This window comes from Paenibacillus sp. FSL F4-0122 (genome assembly GCF_038002845.1).
Lineage (GTDB): Bacteria > Bacillota > Bacilli > Paenibacillales > Paenibacillaceae > Paenibacillus_AQ > Paenibacillus_AQ odorifer.
Window position 1 is genome coordinate 6,687,417 of sequence record NZ_JBBODI010000001.1, and the last position, 26,518, is coordinate 6,713,934.

At 45.1% G+C, this 26,518-nt stretch carries 21 protein-coding genes; 5 read left to right on the forward strand and 16 right to left on the reverse strand.

Annotated features, from left to right (window positions below):
• The first annotated feature begins 205 nt into the window (after positions 1–205).
• The 3 genes from MHH49_RS29525 to MHH49_RS29535 are packed head-to-tail and all read left to right on the forward strand — an operon-like array spanning position 206 to position 3,626.
• Positions 206–919, forward strand: a complete 714-nt coding sequence (locus tag MHH49_RS29525; protein WP_036683495.1) for a polyphosphate polymerase domain-containing protein — start codon at positions 206–208, stop codon at positions 917–919.
• Between the two features lie 2 nt (positions 920–921).
• A complete protein-coding gene (locus MHH49_RS29530; RefSeq protein WP_036683492.1) occupies positions 922–1,650 on the forward strand; it encodes a DUF4956 domain-containing protein in 729 nt (242 codons plus the stop codon).
• Positions 1,651–1,679: 29 nt separating this feature from the next.
• Positions 1,680–3,626, forward strand: coding sequence for a CotH kinase family protein (locus tag MHH49_RS29535; protein WP_341138717.1), 1,947 nt, complete (start codon positions 1,680–1,682; stop codon positions 3,624–3,626).
• A gap of 112 nt (positions 3,627–3,738) precedes the next feature.
• Here the strand turns inward: MHH49_RS29535 and MHH49_RS29540 are convergent, their stop codons facing one another.
• From MHH49_RS29540 to MHH49_RS29585, 10 genes are all read right to left on the reverse strand, one after another.
• The gene (locus tag MHH49_RS29540) at positions 3,739–4,380 is read right to left on the reverse strand and encodes a DUF1775 domain-containing protein (RefSeq protein WP_076138753.1); all 642 of its coding nucleotides are present in this window, start codon (positions 4,378–4,380) and stop codon (positions 3,739–3,741) included.
• A gap of 63 nt (positions 4,381–4,443) precedes the next feature.
• Positions 4,444–5,103, reverse strand: a complete 660-nt coding sequence (locus tag MHH49_RS29545) for a response regulator (protein WP_038570057.1) — start codon at positions 5,101–5,103, stop codon at positions 4,444–4,446.
• On the reverse strand, positions 5,100–5,918 hold the full coding sequence (locus MHH49_RS29550) for a sensor histidine kinase (protein WP_036683484.1): 819 nt from the start codon (positions 5,916–5,918) through the stop codon (positions 5,100–5,102). The genes MHH49_RS29545 and MHH49_RS29550 overlap by 4 nt, the downstream gene beginning before the upstream one ends.
• Positions 5,919–6,159: 241 nt before the next feature.
• Positions 6,160–7,053: a hypothetical protein gene (locus MHH49_RS29555; RefSeq protein ID WP_076100728.1), complete on the reverse strand. Its 894-nt coding sequence runs from the start codon at positions 7,051–7,053 to the stop codon at positions 6,160–6,162.
• A 20-nt stretch (positions 7,054–7,073) separates the two neighbouring features.
• The gene (gene cysK / locus MHH49_RS29560; protein WP_038570052.1) at positions 7,074–7,994 is read right to left on the reverse strand and encodes a cysteine synthase A; all 921 of its coding nucleotides are present in this window, start codon (positions 7,992–7,994) and stop codon (positions 7,074–7,076) included.
• 147 nt (positions 7,995–8,141) lie between these two features.
• Positions 8,142–12,062 (reverse strand): discoidin domain-containing protein, encoded by a 3,921-nt coding sequence (locus tag MHH49_RS29565; RefSeq protein WP_080742466.1) that lies wholly within the window; start codon positions 12,060–12,062, stop codon positions 8,142–8,144.
• A gap of 265 nt (positions 12,063–12,327) precedes the next feature.
• Positions 12,328–14,022 carry a methyl-accepting chemotaxis protein gene (locus MHH49_RS29570; protein ID WP_051491290.1) on the reverse strand — a complete coding sequence of 565 codons (1,695 nt, stop codon included), beginning with the start codon at positions 14,020–14,022 and terminating at the stop codon, positions 12,328–12,330.
• A 161-nt stretch (positions 14,023–14,183) separates the two neighbouring features.
• Complete coding sequence (locus tag MHH49_RS29575) at positions 14,184–14,882, reverse strand: Crp/Fnr family transcriptional regulator (RefSeq protein WP_036683474.1); 699 nt, start codon at positions 14,880–14,882, stop codon at positions 14,184–14,186.
• Positions 14,883–14,976: 94 nt separating this feature from the next.
• Positions 14,977–15,501, reverse strand: a complete 525-nt coding sequence (locus MHH49_RS29580) for a hypothetical protein (protein WP_036683471.1) — start codon at positions 15,499–15,501, stop codon at positions 14,977–14,979.
• Positions 15,502–15,525: 24 nt separating this feature from the next.
• Complete coding sequence (locus tag MHH49_RS29585) at positions 15,526–17,043, reverse strand: DUF4153 domain-containing protein (RefSeq protein ID WP_341138718.1); 1,518 nt, start codon at positions 17,041–17,043, stop codon at positions 15,526–15,528.
• A 112-nt stretch (positions 17,044–17,155) separates the two neighbouring features.
• On the opposite strand from MHH49_RS29585, the gene MHH49_RS29590 reads away from it, so the two are divergent.
• A complete protein-coding gene (locus MHH49_RS29590) occupies positions 17,156–18,850 on the forward strand; it encodes an ABC transporter substrate-binding protein (RefSeq protein ID WP_341138719.1) in 1,695 nt (564 codons plus the stop codon).
• 71 nt (positions 18,851–18,921) lie between these two features.
• Here MHH49_RS29590 and MHH49_RS29595 read toward each other — a convergent pair whose 3' ends face one another.
• From MHH49_RS29595 to MHH49_RS29620, 6 genes are all read right to left on the reverse strand, one after another.
• Positions 18,922–20,910 carry a CotH kinase family protein gene (locus MHH49_RS29595; protein WP_341138720.1) on the reverse strand — a complete coding sequence of 663 codons (1,989 nt, stop codon included), beginning with the start codon at positions 20,908–20,910 and terminating at the stop codon, positions 18,922–18,924.
• An 88-nt stretch (positions 20,911–20,998) separates the two neighbouring features.
• Positions 20,999–21,490 (reverse strand): DinB family protein, encoded by a 492-nt coding sequence (locus MHH49_RS29600; protein WP_341138721.1) that lies wholly within the window; start codon positions 21,488–21,490, stop codon positions 20,999–21,001.
• Positions 21,491–21,521: 31 nt separating this feature from the next.
• The gene (locus MHH49_RS29605; RefSeq protein ID WP_036683459.1) at positions 21,522–21,965 is read right to left on the reverse strand and encodes a GNAT family N-acetyltransferase; all 444 of its coding nucleotides are present in this window, start codon (positions 21,963–21,965) and stop codon (positions 21,522–21,524) included.
• Positions 21,966–22,372: 407 nt separating this feature from the next.
• A complete protein-coding gene (locus tag MHH49_RS29610) occupies positions 22,373–22,906 on the reverse strand; it encodes an AAA family ATPase (protein WP_341138722.1) in 534 nt (177 codons plus the stop codon).
• Positions 22,907–23,022: 116 nt separating this feature from the next.
• A complete protein-coding gene (locus MHH49_RS29615; RefSeq protein ID WP_036683453.1) occupies positions 23,023–24,441 on the reverse strand; it encodes an NAD-dependent malic enzyme in 1,419 nt (472 codons plus the stop codon).
• A 320-nt stretch (positions 24,442–24,761) separates the two neighbouring features.
• Positions 24,762–25,337, reverse strand: a complete 576-nt coding sequence (locus MHH49_RS29620) for a hypothetical protein (protein WP_341138723.1) — start codon at positions 25,335–25,337, stop codon at positions 24,762–24,764.
• Between the two features lie 139 nt (positions 25,338–25,476).
• Between MHH49_RS29620 and MHH49_RS29625 the strand changes: the two genes are divergently transcribed.
• Positions 25,477–26,472, forward strand: coding sequence for an acrylyl-CoA reductase family protein (locus MHH49_RS29625; protein ID WP_036683447.1), 996 nt, complete (start codon positions 25,477–25,479; stop codon positions 26,470–26,472).
• Positions 26,473–26,518 lie beyond the last annotated feature (46 nt).

The window sequence follows — 26,518 nt, forward strand, 5'->3', positions numbered from 1 at the left end:
TTTCTCTCTAGCCTTCTAAATAAGATAGCCCCCTACAAAGTCAGAAGTCAAATCTGCACACGATTCTTTATACAGACTTTTGTTAACGCAGTGTAAAACATTCAGCAAACATTCAGTCTATTTTAAGTTAAGCATAAGGTCTGTCTCCTAGAATTAGTCAAGCAGGAAGGTTAGCCAGAGATAGAGAGAGAAACGAGGTGTGAAAATGAATAAGAAGCTTCAATTCCGGCATGAACTTAAATTTTTCATTAACTATCATCAATACCTTATATTACGCCAGCGATTGCAAAGCTTGATTGATAAAGATCAACACGCTAATGAGAGTGGAGAATACCACATTCGGAGTTTGTATTTTGACGATATCAACAACACGGCACTTGCAGACAAGCTCGGCGGTCTCAGAGAGCGGGCCAAATACCGGATTCGCATTTACAACATCCAAGACAACATCATTCACTTTGAGAAAAAAATTAAAATGGACGATTATATCGCCAAAATCAAAGAACCGCTAACCCGGCAAATGTACGACGAGATTATGGCGGGCAACTACGAAGTGCTGAACGTCCCGGACAGTCCGCTGTTCATGGAGTTATACGATCAGATGCGCCATAACCTGCTGCGACCCAAGGTCATCGTGGATTATGTTCGCGAGCCTTATGTTTGCCACAACGGCAATGTGCGAATAACGTTCGATAAAGAATTACGTACGGGCCTGCATTCTACGGATATTTTCGATAAGGATTTGCATCCGATTCGGGCGATTGATGAGAACTTCATAATTTTTGAAGTGAAATTTGATGAGTACATTCCGGAGTACATTAAAATCGCGTTGCAGCTTGAGGGACTGAATAGGCAGTCCGCTTCGAAATACGTGATCTGCCGCAAATTCTTAAAAACTAACACTTGGGAGGATTATTGATTATGAATGCATCACTAGCACCGCTAGCAGCAACAACAACGACTACAGATACTACAAATAATTTTTCAGACATTATTAAAAACTCGGTGATCGACAATTTTGTATCTGATATTAGTATCTCCAAAATGCTGATTACTTTGGGCGTAGCTTTTCTGATCGGATACTTCATTTACCTGCTCTACAAACGTGTCTTTAGCGGCGTTTTATATTCCAAAAGCTTTAACGTCTCACTTATGGGCATGACCATGATTACAGCTACTGTCATTATTGCGATTAACTCTAACCTTGTGCTGTCCCTCGGTATGGTCGGCGCATTATCCATTGTTCGTTTCAGAACACCAATCAAAGATCCAACTGATCTGATCTTCTTGTTCTGGGCAGCTGTAGCAGGGATTGTAACTGGAGCAGGATTTTTCACCTTGGCTATTATCGGTTCGATCATTATCGGCCTCATTTTGTTCCTGTTCATCAAACACTCTTCTATCGAAACGCCATACTTACTGGTCATTAACTGCGACAGTGATGAAAGTGAACGTGAAGTACACAGCCATATCACCAAATCCGTAAAACGTTACAATGTGAAGCAAAAAACAGTCTCCGCAAACAATATTGAATTGACGCTGGAGCTTCGTCTGGATGATAAAGTAGGCGGCTTTGTCAACACAGTCTCTGACCTAAAAGGTGTCAAAAATGCACTCTTGATCAGCTATAGCGGTGACTATGTATCTTAATTACAACGAGATGAAAGGCGGTGCCCCAGATGAAAACCAGAGGTAAGTCAATCCTGCTGAGTTTTTGCTGCCTGCTGCTGGTCATCGCCGTAGCCGGGTGTCAGAACGCAAGTCCGTCTGCAACAAATAATCCAACGTCTGATGCTCAAGACAAGGTCATTTCGAGCGATGAGAAAAAGCTAGACGATCAGGTCTTTCCAAAAGATAAGGTCGTGGATGTCAAAATCACTTTGGACCCGGACGATTTTCAGGATATGCTGGATAATGCCAGTGCAGAAGAATATAAAATGGCTTCCGTAGAGTACAACGGTATGAAATACGATAATGTAGCTGTACGGACCAAAGGAAATCTCAGTCTCAGAAGCGTAGTACAGATGACAGACTCTGACCGCTACAGCTTCAAAATTTCTTTTGATGAGTATGTTAACCAGAATTTATTCGGCATTACTAAAATCAATCTTAATAATAATTACAGCGATGCTTCTTATATGCGTGAATTTCTAACCTATGAGCTCGCTGAAAGTGTCGGCCTCCCGACGCCGAAATATTCCTTCGTCAATGTGTATGTAAACGATGAACTGAAGGGTTTCTATCTTGCAGTAGAACAGATCGGTGATGCTTATCTGGAACGTAATTTCGGCAACGCTTATGGTGCACTTTATAAAGGTGTAATGACCGGTCAGGGCAGTGATTTGACTTGGCTGGGCGATGATCCAGCCCTCTATACTGGACTAGAAATGAAATCCGATAAGTCCAACGATGATATTCTTGTCGACATGCTGAATGAGCTAAATAACGGCACCGATTATGAAAAATACATCGACGTAGAGGAATCGCTGAAGTATATCGCTCTAAATGCGGTCACGGGTAATATGGACAGTTATTTAGGTGGGAATAAGCAGAATTATTACTTATATGAAGACGATGGAGTCTTCTCGATTCTGCCGTGGGATTATAATATGGCTTTTGGCGGCATGGGAAGCGCAGATGTGTTAATTGACGAGCCTACCCAAGGTGCGTTGGCAGAACGCCCGCTGATTGCGAAACTACTCGCTAATGAAGAATACAAAACGAAATATCACGAAATTGTTAGTGAGATGATTACTGGCTATCTAGCGGACGATACGTTCCAGGCTCGGATTGATGAGCTGAACACGATGATTTCCAGCTATGTCAAAGCGGATCCATCCGCCTTCTACACTTTCGAACAGTATGAAAATGGGATAAAGGCTGTTGAGACCTTCATGTCGAACATGGCCACAAGTATCCAGCAGCAGCTCGACGGCACCATTCCTTCATCCGGTGACGGATCAGGAAGTGGTGGCGGCATGGGTGGTGGCATGGGCGGCGGTGGCTTTGGTGGCGGCGCTAAAAATGGTGCAGCTCAAGGCGCTGCGGGTGCTGGGCAGGCCACAGGTGCGGATGGCGCTACTGGTAATACTGGCGCAAACGCAGCTGCACCAAATACCGGAGGGCAAGCGGCTACGGATGGACAGACTGCTCAGGGTGGTGCAGGTGGTGAGCCTGGTGCCATGGGCGGACCGGCTATCCCTAATGCCGGCGATGGTCCTGGCAGTAACTCACAAGCAGCTGCGGGTGGGCAGACTACACAAACAGGGCAAACTGCTCAAGACGGACAAAACAACACTAACGGCCAAGCTGCTCAAGGTGGACAAACCAACACTAATGGGCAAGCTGCTCAAGGTGGATTTGACGGCGGCGCGGGTGGTGAGCCTGGTGCTATGGGCGGACCCGCTTTCCCTGAAGGCGGCGGAAATGGCCCTGGCGGTGGCGGCATGGGCGGCGGTGGCTTTGGTGGCGGTATGCCTGGTGGTATGGGCGGTGGCGACTTTGGTGGTGCTGGTACTATGCAGCAAAAAGGCAGCACGAGTGAAGCCATCACAACTGGCGTCGCCATCCTTCTCCTAATACTAACCGCTGCTTTCGTAACCTACTACAAACGCAAACGGCTGTAGAGCAGTAAAAAGTATCCTCATCAACAAATAATTCATGCAAGAAGCCTCCGTCGTTTATTGACGGAGGCTTCTTGCATGAACACTATATTCTTGTATCACAACTAGTTCCCGCTTACTCTTTCCGCCCGCGCAATATACTTATGGTTGCTATTAAAAAGGCTAGTAAAGAGATCCCTAATGCGATGTAAACCATTGGGTTGACACTGTTGGAGTTGTTCTCGCTTTCCATGATGGCATTATGTTCTTCCATACTCATGCCATTGTCACTGGAACCGTGAGAATGTTCATTCCCACCGGAGGCTTGCACAATCGAAGTAATAGAATGCGGACTTTCTGTTCCTGCCTCACCAGACCACTGCACCAAGCTGCCATCGGCATAATGCTGATAAGCATCCCAAGCAATGTCACCTGCAGTATCAGGGTTCTTCGCTGTGAAATAGAAACGTTGGAATTGTCCTGCTTTAATTCCTTCTCCATTAGCTATCCAGCTAACTTTGTTCCCCTCAATGGTAACATCCCAGCCCGGTGTAGCCTCATATTGCTTGAACTCGGCACCTGCCGGGATACGTAGATCAACTTGTACAGTCGCTACATCTTTTTCTGAAGGGACTTTAAGTGTGTAAGTCTCCCATGCTCCGGTACTGGATTGTGCTGGTGCCACGGTTACGTGTGCGCTTGCCACGGCTGCGAACAACAGAAGTGTTGCAGCGGCTGGTGCGAATAGTGTCATTATTTTGCGAGATAATCTGTTCATAGTTAGAGTGCCTCTTTCCTTAAGTAATTTTATCATTTTTCACTTTCATCTCTATCCTCATAATTACCGCGGAAAATCACGTTTACGTGAAGCAAGCCCCTGCTCCAGAGCATAACGCGTCAGCTGCGTACGATTTTGGAGTTGAAGCTTTTGAAGGATGTTTTTCAGATGGTTTTTTACGGTATGCTCCGAAATCGACAGGCTTATGGCAATCTCTTTATTCGTCGATCCGGAAGACACACAGCTTAAAATCTCCTTCTCCCTTGCCGTCAATGACTCTCCTTCGTCTGTTACTGAAGGAACGGTAAATTCTTTCAGGATTTGAAAAGCCAGCTCCCGGCTTAGCGGTGCTTCTTCATTCACAATGGCTTGCAAATATTCAATCCAGGTGGAAGGTGCCAGATTCTTCAATAAGTACCCTTGTGCGCCTTGCTTCAGCGCTTCGAGGAGGTGGGAAATTTCGTCCGATACCGTAACGATAACGATTTTGACATAGGGATATTCCTGCTTGATCCGGCGAGTAGTCTCCAGCCCGTCCATCTCCGGCATCTGAATGTCGATAAGAATGAGATCAGGCATCCACTGGGCCGTGAACGCGATCGCCTCAGGACCACTCTCCACTACACCAATGACCTCAAAACTATCATCCATGGACAAAATCTCACACATCGCCTCACGCGCATGCGCATGATCATCCACAACCAAAACCCGGTACCGGCTCATAAACTTCCCCCTCCTTTCGTAATTTCCACATTTGTCCCCGTATTGCCGGAGATCACCTGAAGCTTCCAACCCATTCCTTCGACACGTTCCTTCATGATCTGAAGGCCGTAACTTCCGTTTACCTCAAAAGGGTCATGCTGAAATCCTTCGCCATTGTCGACAATCGCCACGCTCCAGTTTTTCTCAGTGCCTGCACCCGTGATAGAAACCTTCGCCGCTCTTGTATGCTTACGCACATTAATAATAGCCTCTCGGATACAAGATAGCAGCTCTGCTTTTTCCGAAGGAGAGAGGGCTTCATCCTGTAGACTCCAATCCAAGGAAACTTCAATCATAATCTCGTTAGCCATTTGAGCAAGCTGATCTTTAACCGACTGTTCCAATGAAAAAGAGTGCTGCTCAGACACTGGTACCTTCAGATTGGCGATCGCCTGCCGAACATAACGGTTCACCTCGTGGACGGTCTTTTTGATCTGATCCACATTTTCTTCGCTGACTTCCCCATTCCTGCGGCTTGCTTCCAGACGATCTATTTTGACAGATAAAAGAAATAAAGATTGCGCCATCCCATCATGCAGTTCCTTAGCTAGCCCTTCCCGGGCTTTCATTGCCTCTTTGAGCGCACGTTCCTGCTCCAGCTCCCGCTGATTCCGCTCCATAAGCGAAAACATAGGAACGAGCAATACAAGAGTGAACAAAAATACGAGGACAGGTGTCAAATAATTCCCCAGATCCATCGAAATATAAGGCATTAGAAACTGATGGCGCACGACCTCCCAGATCCCTACCATTAGCGTTGGCAGTAACAGGATCATGTACTTGATTCGGTTATACGTTGCTGTCCCCTCCCGTACATCTTATGATTAACAATATCACCGTCACAATTCTGCTACATGACTCGATCGGGCTATTTAAAGTTCTTATTGTTACAAATTTAAGTATTTTAAAAAATTAATGCTATCCTTCATAATATTATAAGCAATATATAGTGAAAATTTATACTTTCTTATATTGTAGCAAAAAAAAGATACATCCTTCGATGTATCTGCATCCCAGTTATAGTGGTGATGTGTAGCGTCCGTATTGAATGTCCATTTCTTTAAAAACATCTCCCTCTTTTTTCAGGAAAAATGTATTTACGCCTTCCGCTCCCCACCACTCCATACCGAGTAATGGGCCTTCAGCGGTTTCCGCCGCAAAAAGAATAGAGAACATCTCTGGTATGACTTCCCCACCATCATCCACTCTCCAGACGGAAAATTCATCGCCTTGAATGACAGCCGGATAATCCATAAAGGTAAGCCCGACCTTGTCTTCCAGCACGAGACTGAATAACATATCCTGATCCTGCCTAATGAATTGAACGAGATACAGCTGCCGTTCACCAGACAGGTCAGCAAGTTTCCAAATATGCTCTACTTCACGATTTTTTGCAGAAACAATATTCTGCCGCACATTTTCTGCAACATTTAGCGAGGCTTGCTTAACCTCCGTAGGCTTAACAGAGATTAGCGCATTCGTATTAAACTCTGCCTGATCCGTCAGGTAATAGGTCTCATCAGGAGTCGCATTCCCCTCTTCAACCGTATAAAGATACCCTGGCAGATTCACAAAATTGTGAGCCATCTCCCGGCCATTACTGTTCTCCGTACCCTCCTGCCATTTATTCAATTTCACTTTTAGCACTTGCCCATGATCACCGATCGCCTCATTCAATTGTTGCATTTGCGCATCCAGCCCTTTTTCCTGCCCGGTGACTAAGATGCTCTTGCCAGACTCATCTGCAAAACCAAAATTCGCCTTCAGCTTTCCAGCTTCCAGATAAGCTTCTGGCTGCTGCATGCTTGCCGTTGGTGTTGGCTCTGCACTTGGAGAAGGGGTTGGCTTGTTAGTGCCTGAGCAGCCCGCCAGCAGTAGAACAATAAGAAAACTCACACTGAGCTTATTCATTCCCATTCCTCCAGACGAAACTAAAATATTCCCATACTAAGATACCGTTCCCCTGTGTCAGGTGCAATGCAAAGCACGCGTTTGCCAGCCCCAAGACGACGCGCTTCCTGCAACGCCGCCCATACAGTGGCACCACCGGATGGACCCAGCAGAATTCCTTCTTTTGCAGCCAGCCTTCTTACCGTCTCCAAGGCAGCTTCATCCGCGACCTGAACGATGTCATCGTAGACCTGTGTATTCAAAATTGCGGGCACAAAGCCCGGACTCGTTCCTACCAGCTTATGTGGTCCTGGCTTTCCTCCAGATAATACGGGCGAGCCTTGCGGCTCAACCACAAGAATCCGGATATCAGGTAGATGCTCACGCAAAACCTCACCGGTTCCAGTTATCGTGCCCCCAGTTCCTGATGAAGCAACAAACACATCCAGCTTACCTTCCATTTGCTCCAAGATTTCCAGAGCGGTCGTTGTCCGGTGAATATCAGGGTTGGCTTTGTTCTCGAATTGCTGTGGAATAAAACTGTTCTCCACTTCTTTTCCCAGCTCAATCGCTTTTGCTATAGCTCCCGGCATCCGTTCTGCTGCCGGCGTCAGCACAACATCCGCACCATAAGCCTTTAGAATATTGATTCGTTCCTTGGTCATATTATCAGGCATGACAAGAATCGCTTTATACCCTTTTGCCGCGGCATTCATCGCTAATCCTATCCCTGTATTTCCACTAGTCGGCTCAATGATCGTCCCGCCCGGCTTCAACAAACCTGCTAGCTCGGCTTGCAGGATTAGATTATAAGCTGCCCGGTCTTTTACACTGCCACTTGGATTAAAAAGCTCCAGCTTCACATATAGTTCTGCATCTTGGGGGCTAGTCAGCCGATTTAATCTTACAACCGGTGTATTCCCAATCAGCTCTGTTATATTGTTAACCACTAAGGATGTCATTTTAGAGCCTCCTTCATTTCTGTACCTTCCATTATTGTAACGTGAGCAGCACCTCCTGTCGATTCAGAACCCTTGGTTTCTGCAACCTGAAAACAACCGCCCCCCACGAAAGCGGGAGACGGCTGTTCAGTATTGGCAGCTTTATTTTTACGGATTAACGTTAATCGTAAAAGTAGACGTATTATTTTTAATATTCGTTACCGTGTTGGTAATTTTCAGATTGTTAAAGGTGGCTGACCCTCTGGCAGGACCTTGCCCAGCCTCAGCCGCTTCATTTACCCAGATGCCCACTCCGGATTTGCTGTCAAAAGCATCTCCACTCTTTTGCGCACCGGAAATTGTGACATTCGTGAAGATGGTATCTGTCACTGGGAACTGCGGCGCGGAGCCGACATAGTTGGTCTGGAACATGATACCATGATAGGTTGGATCAATGATATCCACATCACTGACACGAATGCCTTGGAATACCTTAGAGGCTGAGAATACCCAGATTGCCGGGAAGGTCTGTGCCCCCCAGAAATGTCCACCTGCACGAACAATGGAAATATTCTCAAAATTCGTTGTCGGTGAAGCGCCAAAGCCGTTCATTGGATACCCGAAGTCAAGTGAGCTGATCGTAATTCCAGAATAGCAAAGCGTGTCGGCAATATAAATGTTGCGGAAGGTATTGGCATATCCGCCATAGACGGCTACACCTGCTGCCCGCCAGGTTAAGATTGAAGTGAGATTCTCATAAATATTATCCTTCATATCTGCACCACCGGAATCAATAGCCGAAAACAATGCAAAGCTATCATCCCCTGTAGCCCGTGCCTCAATATTGGATACGAGATTATTCGTGCTGCCATTCGTCATATTGATGCCGTCAGCGAAGGTGTTGCGGATACGGGAGTTTTTGATCACCATGTAATCCGTATTAGCTCCCCAGTACATACACACCTGATGTTCGGTCCAGATGTTATCGATCGTAATATTTGCCACATTGGAGAAATCAAATACTTTACCCGGACCATCAATACGTGATGTGTAGTTCCCAAAGTAAGCAAAATTCGCAAAAGTAGAGCCATTAGCAGTATCGCTTGCCCGGAAACCGATATCCGTATTCTCCTGATTCGTTGGAGCGTAGAATCTCGTATACCATGGGCCTGCACCAATGATCTTCACTGCTTTTCCATAGACTTGAAATTTACTGGAGGTCTGATAGTTACCTGCTGGCAAATACACACCTACGAGATTTCCGGTCGTATCCATGCGTACTTTATCTAGCGCATTTTGCACATCCTGATGTGTAAAGCCGGCTGGGACCGTATATTTGGCCGGATCTGGATTGGCAATCGGTGAAACCTGCTCCAGACTGATGAAATCAATGGCATACTGCGAGGTATTTGCCACATCCTTTTGCAGTCGAATCGTACTACCTTTCGGAATCGTGCTGTCGAACATAATGTTGGCTTCATCATAAATATGCCGCGGAGAGCCCGCGCTTGGTGAATTGCCGGGACTTATCTCTGAACCGTACAGCCATGCATATTTAGAGGTCAGATTAATCGCCTTGGTATAAACTCCGTTCACATAGATGTTCAGTGTAGCATTCGTACCGTCTCCACTCGCCGAATCTGGAATCGAGAAGCGGGTGACCAGTGTATTAGTGTCAGCCTTAGTAGTGAATTCTACATAACTGCCTGTAGTATTCAGTGTAACTGCTCTTCTGCCTGAAGCCTCACCCGCAAGATCTCCAATGGTCCGATTAGCAGTAAGCTTCACAGCCCCGCCACCAATCACGCCCTCCTCAGCCTCATACATGTCGTAAGGCATATTGGCTCCACGACCTACAAAAAGAGACTGTGTTTGAATATTGTTGGCTTGTTTAACTGGCAGCTCATTAGTGTCTACGGCAATTTCGGTCTTCACAGTATATTTGCCATTAGCTGCTGTCCAAGTGCCAAGGCTAACAGGAGGCGCTGTTACTCCACTGCCAATCACGCCGTTATAGGTTCCAGTTAAGGTTTGGAGTACAGCATTCGTAGTAGCATCCAGAACCTTCAAGGTTATGTTATGCGCACCCCCTGCGGATGCTGCCGTCCCTTGATTCTTGATTGCCACCGAGAAGCTGACCACATTGCCGCCTGCTGGATTGCTTGGTGTCCAGCTAACTGGGGAAGCTACTAGATCAGAACTGGATACGGGAGCAATAATAAGAGAATTTGGACTAGTGAAGCTGTTATTGCCTTCGTTCAATTCAATAACCGTATTATTCTCGTCAACCTTTGCAGTTAAAGTATAGGTAGCTGCATCCTTTACGCCCATATTTAAAGTGACGTTCGTAGATGCGCCAGCCGCTAATGCCCCCACTGGGCTAGTACCTACAAGTGTGCTGCCCAAGTAGAAATTTACATTAGTCGCTGTGGAAGCTAATGTTCCAATATTTTTTACCGTTGCATTTAAAGTAATGGCATTGGTCTCTACTGGAGCTGAAGGTGACCATGTAAGACCGGTTATCGCCAAATCCGGATTAGCAGCTGGTGCACCCATCACTTGGAATTCAGCGATTTGTCCAGCGGTTGAACCAGTATTGGTGGTAATCTTCAACTGTACTTCACTAGCCGTGGCCGTTACCGGAATAGTGACCGTATTGCCGGTTGCCGGATTAAAAGTATACACGGTTGCTGGCACAAGACTAGTAAAGGCTGTTGTATTCTGATTATGCCCAAGCACTTGAATAGTCTGAGTACGTGTGGACCAGGCCGATGATGGATTCAGTTTGAGGACAATAGATGTAATATCGGCATTACTCCCCAGGTTTACAGATAATGTATTGGGATAACTTCCTCCTGCTCCTTCCCAGTAAGTAGTTACATCACCGTCATTCGCATTTGCAGGAACAAAGGTAAAGACGGAAGAGGAAGCGTTGATGCTTTTGTTCAAAGCCAGATTGGAACCCGCCCCAGGCGTTGGTGTAACTGTTGGTGTCTGGGTCGGTGTTACCGTTGGAGTTGGTGTAGGTGTTACTGTCGGTGTTGGCGTAGGAGTTACCGTCGGTGTCGGTGTTGGTGTTACCGTTGGAGTTGAGGTAGGTGTTGCCGTTGGTGTTGGAGTTGCCGTCGGAGTTGGAGTTGCCGTCGGAGTTGGTGTTGTAGCAGAAGCTGGAGTGACGTTCAAATTATCTAGATTCACATTTCCAGTGTCTCCTGTATCGTACTTATAAGTAATCGTGTTAGTGCCAGCATTCAGAGCCAGCGTCTCAATCTTTGTTGACCACGTATTCCAATTGGCCAGATTCGCAAGTGAGGTTTGCTTAATTTTAGTTCCATTCACATAAACACTAATGGTTTTTGTACTGCCTGATGCATTTGAAAATCTTAATGTAGCATCATAGTTACCAGCAGAAGCCATATTAACGCTAAATGCAGTTGCAGCACCTTGATTTAGGTAACCATCAACAAATCCTGTACCTGTATAACCTGTATGATCCGTGTTAACCTTGGCACCACCGGATAATGCGGCATTCTCCGCTTCATATCCTGAGGATGGAGTTGTAGTTGTATTACCATGAACCTCAAATTCCGCTAACTGTGCTGCTGGCCAGACCGTATTGGATGTGAAATTCAGTTTAACATATCTGACATTCGCAGCTGTAAAGCTGATAGTCACTGTATTGGAATCACTCGTTGGATTAAATGTATAATTGGCGGAATCTACTAAGTTATTGTAAGCTGCATCATCTGTACTCCCTTGCACCGCTAACGTTTGAGTTCTTGTTTCCCAATTCGTAGGCAGCTTTAACACAACCTGATTCACGCTGCTTGCTGCCCCTAAATCCACTTTAATCCATTGCGGAAAAACACCGCTTGCGCTCTCCCAATACGTTCCTTGGCTGCCGTCATTAGCATTGGCTGCTACGTATACATCACCGAACGAGCTTGAAGTAATAGTCTTCCCTTGGGCTAAATTCCCCGCAGCTAAACTCACCGAGGGATATAATCCTAACTGACCTACAAATAATATAACAATCAAACAATAAAGTACTGCCGTCTTCCCGGTAAATCTTTTAGAAGCTGCTATCATTGAATAACCACCTTCCAAAATTTTGTGGAGCTATACAGCAGAAAGGATGCGCTTTCAAAACAGTAGTTTTATAGACATTCGCCTCCTACATTTGAAATGATGGATTACGGATACAAGCTAACTAATAACGCTAATAATATAAGTTATAGGTAGATGGCCGTCGATGGCAATTTCTATGCTTTGTATGTGGGATATTACGTTCAACAAAAAAGCCCCAGAGAGGACAAGGGGACTATATTGCCCCTTAACTCTCCGAAGCTTCGTGTTATACATTAAATCTAGCTACCAACCCTTGCAGTCCATGCGCCATTGTACTTAATTCACTTGCAGAGGATGCAATTTGTTCAACCGAAGCCATTTGCTCTTGTGAGGCTGCTGACACATGCTGAGTACTCGCAGCGGTTGTTTCCGAGATTTGCGTAACGTTACGAATTGACTCTACAATCTCATCCGCAGCCGCCGTAATCTCCTCCACGGCTCCAGATACTTCCTGAACCTGTTCGGCGAGTGAATCTATAGATAATCGAATCTCACCGAAGGATCGTCCCGCTTCCTCAATAATCTCCGTACCTCCCTTTACTTCACGCATGCTGCTCATCATCACCTTCATCGCGTCATCTGCTTCACTTTGGATCCCAGTCGCCATTTCTGCAATTTGATTGGCGGATTCCGCGGACTGCTCTGCCAGCTTGCGGACCTGATCGGCAACCACAGCGAAACCTCTACCTTGCTCACCAGCACGAGCTGCCTCAATCGTCGCATTTAGGGCCAGCATATTCGTCTGCGAAGCGATTCCTTTTATGACTCCTACAATACTGCCAATCTCCTGAGATCGATTCACAAAACCTTGGACCTGCTGTGATAAAGATTGTATGGAGTGATTAATCGATTCCATTTGCTGCCCTGCGGCCTGAAGGGATTCATCTCCTGTAATGGCAAATGCCGCAGAGCGATGGGAGGCTTCCGAGATGTCCTGGACACTGGCAGCAATTTGGCCGATTCCTAGTGATATTTCTGAGATTGTAATCGTATTGGTCTGCAAATCATTCATCTGTTTGGCTGTTCCGGTAGCGATTTCACCCATAAAATCCGATATTCGTTCTGTGGCGCCTGCCGTCACTCCACTATCTGACCTAAGCTTTGTAGAGGAATTCGCGAGACTATTTGCCGATAACTTCACCTGTTCAATCATCGTGCCCAGATTATCTGTCATTTTATTAAAGTTAAACGCCAGTTCACCAATCTCATCTTTAGAACGAACACTTAATTTGCGCGTAAGATCGGCATCCCCATCTGCAATTTCCTTCAACTGCGTGTTCACATCACGAAGCGGTTTAATAATCCGTCCAGAAATTAGCAGCGCAAGGATCACCGCGAGCACTACCGACAATCCGGTCACACCAAAGCTAGTAATCAAAGCGTTATTACGATGCGAATTTGCCAGGCTTTGTCCATTCTCTATTTCCTCCATGAGCATGTTCTGAAACACAATCTGAGATTCTATCATAGCGTCTAATGATAGGTCCGTGAATTTCTTTTGCGCTTCCGGGAAGTTGCCTTCCTTAGCTAAAGCAAAAGCTTCCTTCAGAACGATCAAATAATCATTCCATTTGCTCTTCAGCTCAGTTACACCCTTTAACTCAGCTTCAATTAATCGGGCACTCTCCAGCTCTGTAATAGCATTTTCAATCAATGGGAGCATTTCTTCATACTGCGCCAGATAGGAATTCCGCTCATCATCTGTGTTGCTCATCACATAACGAGCACCCAGCTCATCTGCGGTACGAATCTTATCCGTTAAGCCTTGAACAAGTGACAGCTTGTCCCAGTTACGATTAACCTGATCTGTCAATTGGGTAACCTTCCCCTGAAACAATGTGTTTCCGGCTATCGCCACTAGAAAGACTATAATCACAGCAGTAAATCCTAAGACTATTTTCCCACGGATACTTTTCACCATCGTTTTTCCTCATCTCTATATGTATGTAGGTCTATTTGGTACTTTTATCCTACTAGCTCTCCCTTAAGCCTCTCTGAATTTGAACTGAATGTTTGCTTAAAAAAACAAAAAGACCCCTATTTCCGGCCGAGGGCAGGAACTAATGGTCTTTTGAGATCTTTTTATTCGTATAAATTTCCGTTAGCCAGCTCTGCCAGCTTCGATTCATCCAGTACACTTAAGCGTCCACGATTTCGTGTAATGATTCCTTCATCAATAAAACGACGTACGATTCGATTAAGATGCCGATAGCTTGTGCCAAGCAATTCTGCTGTTTCAATAAGACTTGAGGTCCGAATCTCCTCCACTCGCCGGTCACCGTTTTTATCTGCGAACAAAGACATTAAATAACTGGCAAATCGATTCTCCACAGGATACAACAGGTTAAGTGCGGAGGCTTGACCGAGCGTATGCAATTTGTGACTAAGTTCTCCGACGAGAAAACGTAACAACGCTGTATTTTCCTCAAGCTCTCTCAGGAGTAGTCTTCTACCTGCAAAAAGAATCAAGCTCTCACCCACAGACTCCACTTGATTCTTAACAGGGAACCGGTGAAGCAGCTCTACATCCCCAATAACAGATATCGGATTTGTAAACCGCACCAGCATAGATTTGCCATTTGGCAGCAAGGTCTGAATTTTGAGCTTGCCCTCAACCAATATGAACATTCCATCCAATTGATCGCCAACCAAACACAGCTTTTCTTCATCCGCGTAACGTCTCAACTCCATTTTATGCGTTACCAGCGGGCTAAATATTCCGTCCAGACCGTTCTTCACTGCCAAGGCACGGACAGCCTCACGGTCATTTATCGTCTGCATGTAGTGCCCCCTCTATTGTTTGCTCCAGTGTAATTTAGAATACCCCACAAAAAAAGGACATATGTCCTTTTTAATGAGGTTTTCCTATGACACTTTACATTACAACAGAATCCACACAATAACGAATCATATCTACCTTCTGATCCTGCAGCCAAAATTCAATACTCCGATGGTTGATTTTATCCACGTATCCGATAATCTCAGCCCCTTGCTCCCCTCTTTTATAATAAGAAGTGCCATAAGCCTTGATCACTTCGTCCGCTGAAGCTCCAACATGAATATCTCTTGCCGTACTCATCGTATGATCGGAATAGACGCTGATTAGAATTATTTTATCATCACCACGTGCTGTGGCTATTGTTGTCTCGTGGCCCAGATCATAATACTGATACCGCTCTATATCATTATTTGGCTTAGGTTCCCTAGCAATTGAATCAAGGCTTTGAAGCAGCTGAATGCCGCCCAGACTTTCCTGTTCAAGATTGGTGCTGGAAACACGCGAGTAATGATTTTGTTTGGGCGCATTGTATAAATAGATATGATAGATCCCGTAACTTAAACCTACCGTAATAAAAATGATGATAAATGACCAGCCTCTTTTAAATGGCTTCTTCCTCACTGACCTCACACCTTCTTCTTACCTTTACTGTGCAAAATATTCAGCCAGCTCACGCTGCGCCAGATATTGCGGGAAATTGAACGACTGCCAGGCCCGCTCACGCTTATTGAGTTCTCTCCATTCATTCTTTAAAAAATCATCCAGCATCCCATCTTCCTGTTCACTAAACCTTATCAGAGAAGGGATGACCTCCGGAGATAAACGGACCAAATAATTGGCGTCCAATTTACCACTTGCCGCATAACGATCCATATTTTTATTAGCGATAATAACATCCATCCCGATATAGTTCATGACGACGTAGGAGATCAAGCCCAGCACAATATAACATTTCGCCAATGGAACACGCTGAACAGCTATCCGTAAGGCTGCAACCACCAACAATAAGCCCATAAATATCATAAATGCATGCACTAAAAACCGAGTCGTGGTATAGCCGTACACCTCTTCATATAGAGTCAGACGGGTATAGGCGGAATATAGCATCACTGTCGAGCAACCAACCAGAATGTAGAGCAGGACATTAATAAATTTTTGCAGCCCTCCACTTCTATTTCCTTCCGATACCAAAGCCAGCAGCAAAATCACGAAATTAATCGCAGCCACCATAATCAGCTCAAAAAATCCACTACGTGCGTAATCAGCATATGAGCTGCCCTCTGGTAAAATCCCTTCCCATGCTCCAAACAAGTAAGAAAACTGTACGAAAACAAACAATACATATACCGTGTTAATGGCTATAAGAATCGTCGTCATAATTATCGGATCCATTTTAAAGCTTACAGGCGCCAGCACTGGACCATATTCCTTAGGCTGCATATTCCAGTCATAGATTTTCGAATCCACATACCCCCACACTAAGCCGAACAAGCCCATGCCCAGCAGGATAATCCACAGCACCCGCACAAAACTTTCCCCAAATGAAATCCGATCCAGCACATTCGGCAGCGCCAGCAGTACATGATGAAACACTCCGTCCGCTGAGGACAGCAGAGTAACCACAACCAGCAATATTGGAAAAGAGATCGCAAGTCCTATCAGCACTTTCCCCATGACCTGCTTACGCTCGTCCTTCATTTTACTGCCGCCAGTCCTTTTAATGATCGTAAACACAGTGCTCCAATGGCGGAAATTCTGTGGAAGCACATGCTCCAGCGTGTTCCCCACTAATCCAAGCCGGCTCCAAGCCGGCCGTTTATCACTAAGCAAATAAGTCATATGTAATAAAATCAACACCGGGATCACCAGCAGGTTCAGCCCAAAGAAGAAAAAATTATGAAAGAATAAATAGGTTAATGAAAGTAGAAAAATCGCTCCAAACCAGAAGTAACTGAATTTGTTGAGCTTGCGGATTTTAGCCTTGGCATAATAAAGCATGAACGCATAGAACAGACACACAAAGATTGGATACGATAGGCCCGCCAGCTTTCCATAAAATAAATACTGATGAACTATTGCCAGTAAGAACGCAGCAAGCAAAGCAGCAAGCGATCGATTAAGCCTAAGTCCCGTTCCCGTTCCCGTTTCCATTTCCTCGGTCATGGTAATTACCCCCATTTTCTTACTTTCTCATCCTTATTTTACGTGATAAAATAAGAAAAAAAAGAGAAAGAATTTATTTATAATTTCCTATTTTCCGAAAGGAACCAAAACAATGAAGCTGCATAGCCAATTTTTAAAGCTGCAATCTCATTTTGGGGGAGCCACAGAAATCTCAGTGACGATGGATGAGTTGGCATTGATTTTCGGCTGTACACACCGCAATGCCATGCATATTGTGAATAAAATGATGTTGCAGGAATGGATCAAATGGACGCCTAAGCGTGGGCGAGGAAGCCGCTCTTTGCTACAATTTCTTGTTCCCTCCGAAGAAATTGCCCTTCAATCCATGATGCAGGCGATTAGCCGCAAAGATGTCCACCACGCTATAGAAGGCATCAAAACCCATGCCAGCTCCACCTCACTGCAGGATACACTACAGGGTTGGCTGCTGACCTATTTTGGGCATCATTCAGAAATTCGTAGTGACAAACAAATTGATACTCTCCGCCTGCCCATTACCCAGCAGCTACATACCTTCGATCCGTTATATATGAATTTGCTGGCAGAGTCATTTGTTTCCAGCCATGTTTTCGACGGGTTAGTGAAAAGAAGCGGTGAACGGGACAAAATTGTTCCCTGTCTGGCTCACGCCTGGGAAGTCGATGAGAGCCGGACGCTCTGGACTTTTTTTCTGCGCAAAGAGGTGTTATTCCATCATGGAAAAGTGCTTACAGCCAAGGATGTAGTCTATTCCCTGGGACGGTTGATGCGAACCTCTAAACGGACACTCTATAGCTATATTTTCAAAGAAATCCAGCGGGTCACCGCATTAAATCCATCTACCGTTCAAATTACGCTTAAGCAGCCTAATGAACTATTTCTGCCATTTTTGTGCACGAGCAGAGCCGCAATTGTACCGCGTGATTTAGAAGGAATAGATGAGCAGAGCTTTGGCCGTAGACCCGTGGGGACTGGCCCCTTTAAGGTTGTGGATATGACCGAGGACACTTGTGTGCTGGAGGTTTTTCCTTATTATTTTCAAGGACGGGCTCATTTAGATCGGGTTGAAATCCTTTATGTCCCGTGGGATACTGAAACGTCATCCTCTGATACGGGTTCTGCTTTTCACGTGATTCAAAATCCCTCATCCGCCAGTTCTTCGACCTGGAGCCGAATTCATTCGGAGTCTTCCATTCGGAAATTCGTCACCTGCAATACGCAAAAAAAGGGACCGCTAAGCGATCCCCTGCTTCGGGCAAAAATAGTCTCCTGTTTAAAAGACGATTCAGCGTCCATCGAGCAAGAAGCGATAAAAGATCAAGAAATCACGTTGCAAATCTCTACGATTCCACAATATGCTGGCGATGCTGATTTTATTGCCACTAGACTAGAGCAACAAGGTTATAAATGCAATGTCATTTCCGTGTCTCCAGAGGAATTTAAAGGTCCGATTCGGCTGGAATCTGACCTGATTGTTTTCTCATTATTCCGTGATGAGGATGAACAACTTCGTTTATTTGATCTATACCTTACGCTCTCCCAGCATATTGAACCGTATACCCGGGCGGATATAGAAGGCTGGCTGTATACCATCGCGCGCGAACCTAATCCGGTGGCCCGAGCGGAAAGTTTCAGTATCATCGAGAACCGTCTGATTGAAGAGCACCACCTACATATTTTGTATGAAAAGCCCACTCAGACAGCTTATCTCCCCTCTGTCCGCGGGGTTAGCTTCAATAGCCAGGGTTGGGTCGATCTTCGTCATGTCTGGTTTCCGCCACTGCTCTCTAGCAGCAGCACGAGTTGATCTGCTTGAATTAAAAAATGCGGAAATCCAGAGCTTGCCCCGGATTTCCGCATACGCGATAAAGCTAATTATTAAGCTGCTGTTTTAGTCGTAGCTGTAACTGTAGAAGTCCCCGCATCCCACTTCACATCCATATTCAATCCCTCGGAAATAAATCTAACCGGAACTAATGTCCGATTTCCGATAATTTGCGGAGGAACGTCGAGTGTGAGCGCTTTTCCATTGATGTAAGCAGTCTTGCTGCCAATGGCCATTACGATCGTTGTATTGTCTTTTACTGCAGTGATTTTCTTAGTCGTTTGATCCATGGTTACTGTAGCACCCAGAGCATTAAAGATTGCATTCACTGGCACAAGCACCCGGCCATCCTTATTCACAGGAAGCTGATCTGCAAAGCTGACCGCTGTTCCGTTTAAAAGTACGGATATTCCGTTAGTGCCCGTCGTGTTCGGATTAGTTGTTGATAGTGTTGTAGTTACAGAGGGTAGAGGTGTGACGTTAAGTCCTAGCTGGCCTTGCAGATTAGCAAGTCTGTTCAGCGCAAAGGTCATAATCGAACCTGCAGCCATTGTGCCCATACCTTGTCCCCCGCCTCCAGCGTTACCTGTTGGAGGTGTAGGATTACCATCAGTCGCAGTTCCTGTATTATCAGGACGTGCTGGCGGTGTCGTTCCATCCGGAGGTGTCATGCCCTCCATCCCTTCAGGAGGTGTCATGCCTTCCATCCCAGCTGGTGGTGTCATTCCTCCACTACCACCCATCTCACCTGTTGCTGAATAAGTAACATTACTTTCAAATTGTTCCATGGTATAAAATTTGGTTGGATCTGCTTGAACGTAAGGTTTAATTAAGGTAGCCAATTCAGTAATTCTGCTCTGAATTCCTTCCAAATAATCAACCAGCTCAGATACATATTTCAGGTATTTAGTCTTATATTCAGGCACTTCCAACAGATTAGCAATCATTGGGACCTGATCTAAACTTATCCCAAGTGTAGGATTATCAATCGATGCAGTTACTGCGTTGGTATTGGCTGCGATGGTTGTTGCCGATGTAGAAGTTGTGCCCGCAGCAGCTGTTGTATCTGTTGTCCCTATTCTGCCGCCTCCGCCACCAGAATACCCGTTAAAGGACATGTTCATATCCCATGGAAGTACACTAAATTTACCGGATGCATCCCCGTACAACATATAATTATGACCTTTATCCCCGTTATAGCTGTCATAGTTCCCCAATACAGCATTAGCAGCGATATACTTCAGGGCCGAATCCACATCTAGCACACTTTCAATAGAACCCTTCTCACCGGCAGGCATCTCATTCAGCACCTTGATGAAGTTCTTTAACGAAGCTTTATCATCTTCCTTACCTGTATCATAAGTTATCGTTTCGTAGTCGCTGCCTTCTTTGTACTGCAGATAACTTTTTTCTTCTGTATCATACAGAACACCGTCGTCATAATTTTCTCCATAGGTACGTTCTAAGTAGCTGTCATCTATTGCTTCCACACCTACATAAAAACCATATAATTCTCCGTTGATATACAGATTGGTGAACACAGTCAAAGGTGCATCCACACCAACAGAACGGAGCGCTTCGTAATGTAAATATTCACGAATATACGAAGGGTCCGAAAAATTGTTGTTCAGTACCATTTTATCAAGACCAAGTAATGTTTGCTTCTTATCATATTTATCAAATTTCAGCCGGAAGCTGTATCTGTCCGAGTCTGTCATACTGGCTACCGATTTTAACGTCAGATTCCCTTTAGTAGAAAATCCAACATTTTCAACAACATTCCCGTCAACTTCAACCTTAACTTTTTTGTATTCTTTTTCGAGGGGACTTGCTAATATACTTTTCCAATCCGCATCATCAATCGTTACTTTAACATCAATGATTCTGTCACCCGCGAACAGGGATTCATACGCTTTCGTTACACCTGCATCCGCCGCACTAACTACGGGCGTGTTTCCAGCAACTCCAAACGCCGTTGAGACGATAGCAAGACTTAGTGTAACTGCCATGAACTTTCTCAGCAAATTTTTCTTCTTCACCATGTGTAATCCTCCTTGAAGTACAGATTTATGTTTTCGCAGTTCAAGGAGATTGTAAAATATGAATCTGAGTATACGCTGAATAGCTTGTCTACGCTTTGCCAGGCAGGCTGTTTATCAGCCCTTTGCCAATCAGATTAGCTGAAACCGGCGGTTTTCCGATCTCTCTGGCCCAGACCGATAATTGCCCGACATGATGAATCTCATGAGCAATCACATGGCGCATTACCTCACCCCAGGCATCGGTCACGATCCTGCCATCCGGAAGGTGATCCTCAAAAATCCTCTGCTCCAGCCCCTCATGCCAAGCCGTTACAAAGGGTTCCACCTCTGTGTGGAATTTTGCATCCAATTCTCGTACATGCTGCAAAGTCTTGTACTGCTCAAAATCCTCTTGGAAATCCGGTTTTCCTTGCAATACTTGAATCCAGCTCCACTCCACATCCACAATGTGAAAAAGCGTCTTGAGTATACTGCCTACACCACCTATACGTATTGCAAGCAGCTCCTCCTCAGAAATATTTGCACACCACTCATACCATTGTTCGCGGACCATCCAGTTATATTGAAAAAATGTCTGCAAATAAAAACCTCCTAGAAAGTTGTTGTACTTTTTAATGGGAACTTAAATGTTTTCGGTATCCTTCTACCTTTTCATCTCTATAACCTAACGATTCATAGAACACATGCGCTTCCTTCCGCTGCTCACCGGAGACTAAAATAATATAATAGCAGTCTCTTTCCCGGGCCGCTTGTTCAATGGCGTTCATAAGTTTTTTGCCGACGCCTTGACGACGTGCCCGCGCTGAAACGACCACATTCTCAATCACCATAAACGGTTTGCAGTCCCCCACTAAGTCCTGACACACGATGCCCATCAAAGACCCTAGTAACTCCCCCTCTACAAAAGCACCCAATAGAATGTACCGGTTATCCGCCTTAACCACTTTAAACACTTCTTCAAGCTTATTAAGGTCAGACGGTTTATTCATCAGCTCTTGATATAAATTCCCCAGTTCAGGAAGAGATTCCATTTCTATTTCTTTAATATCAACCATGATTGTTCATCCTGCTTTCTTTTAAATTAACAGCCCTGCTCATACACATACAGTCCACCATTCCGTGGATGAGATATACGCTTTCCATTATAACCTCTTTGGACCAACTGCTGTGCCAACACCTTCATAAAAGAAGAATGCCCATAATACCAAGCCATCCGCCCCAGCACTAGCCACATAAAATGGATGCAGCTTAATCTTCTTCATAGCCCCATTATTTACGATCCCTCAACTCGAATTCGTCTTTCTGCCCATCCCACTCTACTACGACCTTAATGATAGAATCCTCTCGCTCAAACGCACCAATCCCAGAATGTACGGACTTTAACTCGCCGTTGACTCCCTCAACATTATTGCTGAATTCTTCTGTAGCCTGTTGAATATATTCCGCCGACCAAAAGTTCCTCCTATACCATTTGTAAATATCTCAGCACGATCTCAACACGATCTCCAACCGATAAATCTTCCTCTATTCGTAAAATAGGACATTCCAGTGCGGACATCCATTCCTCATGCAGCACTTTGCTCCTGACTTCAACTCCAGCAACATCATATAATGCCGCCCACTTCATAAAGGTCTGATACGCTTCATATTTACTTCCTCCAGGCAAAATATGATCACCATATCTCTCGTACTCTCTGGCTCTTAATCTATCTAAACGAATTTCCGGTGGAAGTCCTAGAAAAATAACCAAATCGAATAATGGTCGAAGGCCGTCTCCCCAGCCACATACCGCACCGCTCAGAATCCAAGGTTCCTTATGAGTCAAATCTCTTGTAAGTCTTGCTAATCGCTCATTGACCTCACGTTGCTTAGTGAATTTATGCTCCCAAAAATAGTCGTCACTGTCTAACTGGACATGTGGCAACACTTTAGCTAATTCGTAACCTAATGTACTCGTTCCTACGCCTGAGGCTCCCATAATATGAATTTTTCTCATACATTCCCTCACCTTTAAGTGGATTTAAAGTTGCAATTCGGGCAATTTCCCTCCAAATATAAAAACAAATAGACTGCTCTCTAAGTAAGCAAAGCAGTCCATTTATCGTATAGCTCTTATTCCGTTATAGCTGCTACGTCTTTAGGAATCCGGCGTGCTGCATCCGTGGATATAGCCGCTTGGATTACTGCCAGGCGGACCTGTTCAACTACTTTTTCGTTAAAAATACTTGGGATGATATATTGCTCATTGAGTTCATCCGGATGAACGACCGATGCAATGGCTTTTGCCGCAGCCAGCTTCATTTCCAGATTCACAGTTCTAGCCCGGCAATCAAGTGCGCCACGGAAAATACCCGGAAAACATAACACATTGTTGATCTGGTTCGGATAATCACTTCTGCCTGTCGCTAGAACGCGAACAAAAGGTTCTGCCAAATCCGGTTCAATCTCCGGTGTAGGATTAGCCATCGCAAAAACGATGTTATCACTGGCCATGCTTTTAAGATGCTCCACGGTCAGAATCCCCCCACGGGACACCCCAATAAAGACATCTGCCCCTCGTATAACCTCCGTTATTCCACCCTCAATTCCCTCAGGATTGGTTGCGGCAGCAAGCTTCTGCCATTCCGGATTATCATACTGGAGATCTTTTCTGAGAACGCCTTCACGATCAACCGCATAAATATAACGCGCGCCCGCTGCCAGCAGCAGATTACATATGGACACCCCAGCCGCCCCTATACCCACAACAACAATCCGCGCATTTTCAATAGATTTATTAACAACTTTAAGCGCATTCAAAAGTCCTGCAAAAGCCACCACGGAAGTTCCGTGCTGATCATCATGGAATACCGGAATGTCCAGCTCTTCCGCAAGCCGGCGTTCGATTTCAAAGCAGCGTGGTGAACTTATATCCTCTAAGTTTATCCCTCCAAAGCCAGGAGAAACTGCTTTTACGATATTGATAATTTCTTCCGGATCTTTGGTATTTAAGCATAGCGGAAAAGCATCAATGTTCGCCAATTGCTTAAACAGCATCGCCTTACCTTCCATGACAGGCATAGCTGCTTCCGGGCCGATATCCCCTAGTCCAAGCACAGCAGTGCCGTCCGAAACGACTGCAACTGTATTTCTTTTCATCGTCAGAGAATAAGCTTTTCTGGGATCTTCGGCAATCGCCGTACACACTCGGGCTACCCCCGGCGTATACACTAAGGATAAATCCTCCCGATTTTTAATCGGCATTTTAGGTGTGATTTCGATTTTTCCGCCAAGATGAGCCAGAAACGTCCGATCCGACACGTTGATTATTTTAATTCCCGGCATCTTCGATAATATTGAGATAATTTCTCCATTAGCTGCGTCTTGCACATTCACTGTTATATCTCGGGTAGTGACATCCTTCCCTGCACGTATCACGTCAATAGCAACAATATCTCCGCCAGCTGCGGCAATTCCTGAAGCAACATCGCCAAAAGATGCAACCGATTTCCGAATTTCGAGCCTGATAATCATTGTAGTCGCAATCGACATGAATTAGCCTCTCTTTCTTCAACCTATTATTTAAAAAATACTATACTTTCCCATTTAAACATATCTTCCGCCTATTAACTAGATCAACGAAAAATTTTTCTTCATACAGTATTCCCATCCGCACCCGGTCCAAATACATCAGGTATGGCAGCTAAGGACACAGAGCCATTTTTCCCATGAAAATAAAATTCATCATAATCTTAAGTGTATGTAAGCATAAACAAACCGTAAGCTCTTCTACTCTTCATTACCTTCTCTGCATGCTGTAGAGCATCCCGCCGATTCTTTTCTCCGCTGGCACTTTCAGTTGCTCTCCCTCACTAAGGTCTGTACTGCTCTTCTAGCAAAACAGCCTTACCTTCTACAAATGTCAGATGGAATAATCTATCCACAAGCTCTTCGCTAATAAAATTCGTATAGTCAACTTGCTGAGGTCTCGCCCCATTTAGTTCAGCTATAGTTACATCAGTCTCAAGCTTACGTCGTTCGATTTCATCGCTTGCATTTCGGATATAGAATCCATTAGGCAATGATTCGGGTTCTTGTATACCATCTTCTTTAGCCGCAATTTCTGCCGCCTCTCCACCGAACCATTCCACCTCATCCATATCCAGATAAACCGTATTCCCTTCTGTGATTACTCCCTTTATAAAAGCTAATTTTTTCTCCACTTGAGGTAAGTTATAAATAATTTTTTTCAGTTCCTCCACGCTTTCACCCTGCACTCCACTCTCAGAGTTAGATTGGATTGAAATCTCGCCTATAGTTTGAACAAGCTCCTTGGTAGTTTGGTTAGTCTCTTTTGGTGGCTTGTTATAAAAAGAATATCCATTAAAGCCAAGTGAGACTAATGTGATACCCGCTAAGACTGTACCCATTAAATTTTTCCATTTCATAAGCTTCACCCTCTATCACAAGATTTAACGGAACCTTAATAAACAATTGCGCTATATCATAGACAATCACAAGTTGACCGGGCAGAATAAATATTATATACATGTCTTACCTATAACGTAGTTGAAGGAGCTCACACTTATGACAGAATCATTTCAGGCGTTAGTTGTCGACAAAACAGAATCATCCTTCTCCGTAGCTGTTAAGCCGGTTACCCTAGAGGATCTGCCAGCTGGAGAGGTTGTAATTAAGGTTGCTTACTCCAGTGTAAACTATAAAGACGGTTTAGCCAGTATTCCAAACGGTAAAATTCTAAGAACATATCCCTTTATTCCAGGGATAGATTTATCCGGTGTTGTGGTATCTTCCACAGATGAGCGGTTTCATAAAGGGCAGCAAGTCATTGCGACAGGATATGGTGTTGGCGTATCACACTTTGGCGGCTTTAGCGAATACGCTCGGATTCCCGCAGGTTGGATCACTCCCCTTCCCGAAGGCCTGACGCTTAAAGAAGCTATGATCTACGGTACTGCAGGACTGACAGCTGCCTTGTCCATACTAGCCCTGGAAGATCATGACGTTTCCCCGGACAAAGGCAAAGTACTTGTAACAGGCGCTACCGGCGGTGTAGGTGGATCTGCTATTGCCATGCTTGGCGCAAAAGGGTATAGCGTAGTGGCAAGCACAGGTAACGCCAAAGCTACCGATTACCTTAGAGGTATAGGAGCCGAAGACGTGATCTCACGTGAAGAGGTCATTGGCGGCGCCAGCAAACCCTTGGACAAACAATTATGGCAAGGCGCAGTAGATTCGGTGGGTGGTGACACCCTTGCCGCAGTTTTGAGTAAAATCACCTACAGAGGTTCTGTAGCTGCAAGTGGCTTAACCGGAGGCACTTCAGTTCCAACTACAGTACTTCCGTTTATTCTTCGGGGTGTTAATCTTCTCGGCATAGATTCCGTTGAATGTCCTGCAGACCTTCGCCAGAAGGCTTGGAAACGGATGGCGAGCGATCTGAAGCCAAGTCAGCTGGAGAACCTCGTGGATCGTGAAGTCACGTTAAACGAGCTACCGCAAGCATTAGAAGATATTCTACAAGGAAACCTTAGAGGAAGAGTACTTGTCCGTTTATCCTAGGTTTAACAACGAAACCTCCCGGAATCTAGAGTTCCGGGAGGTTTTT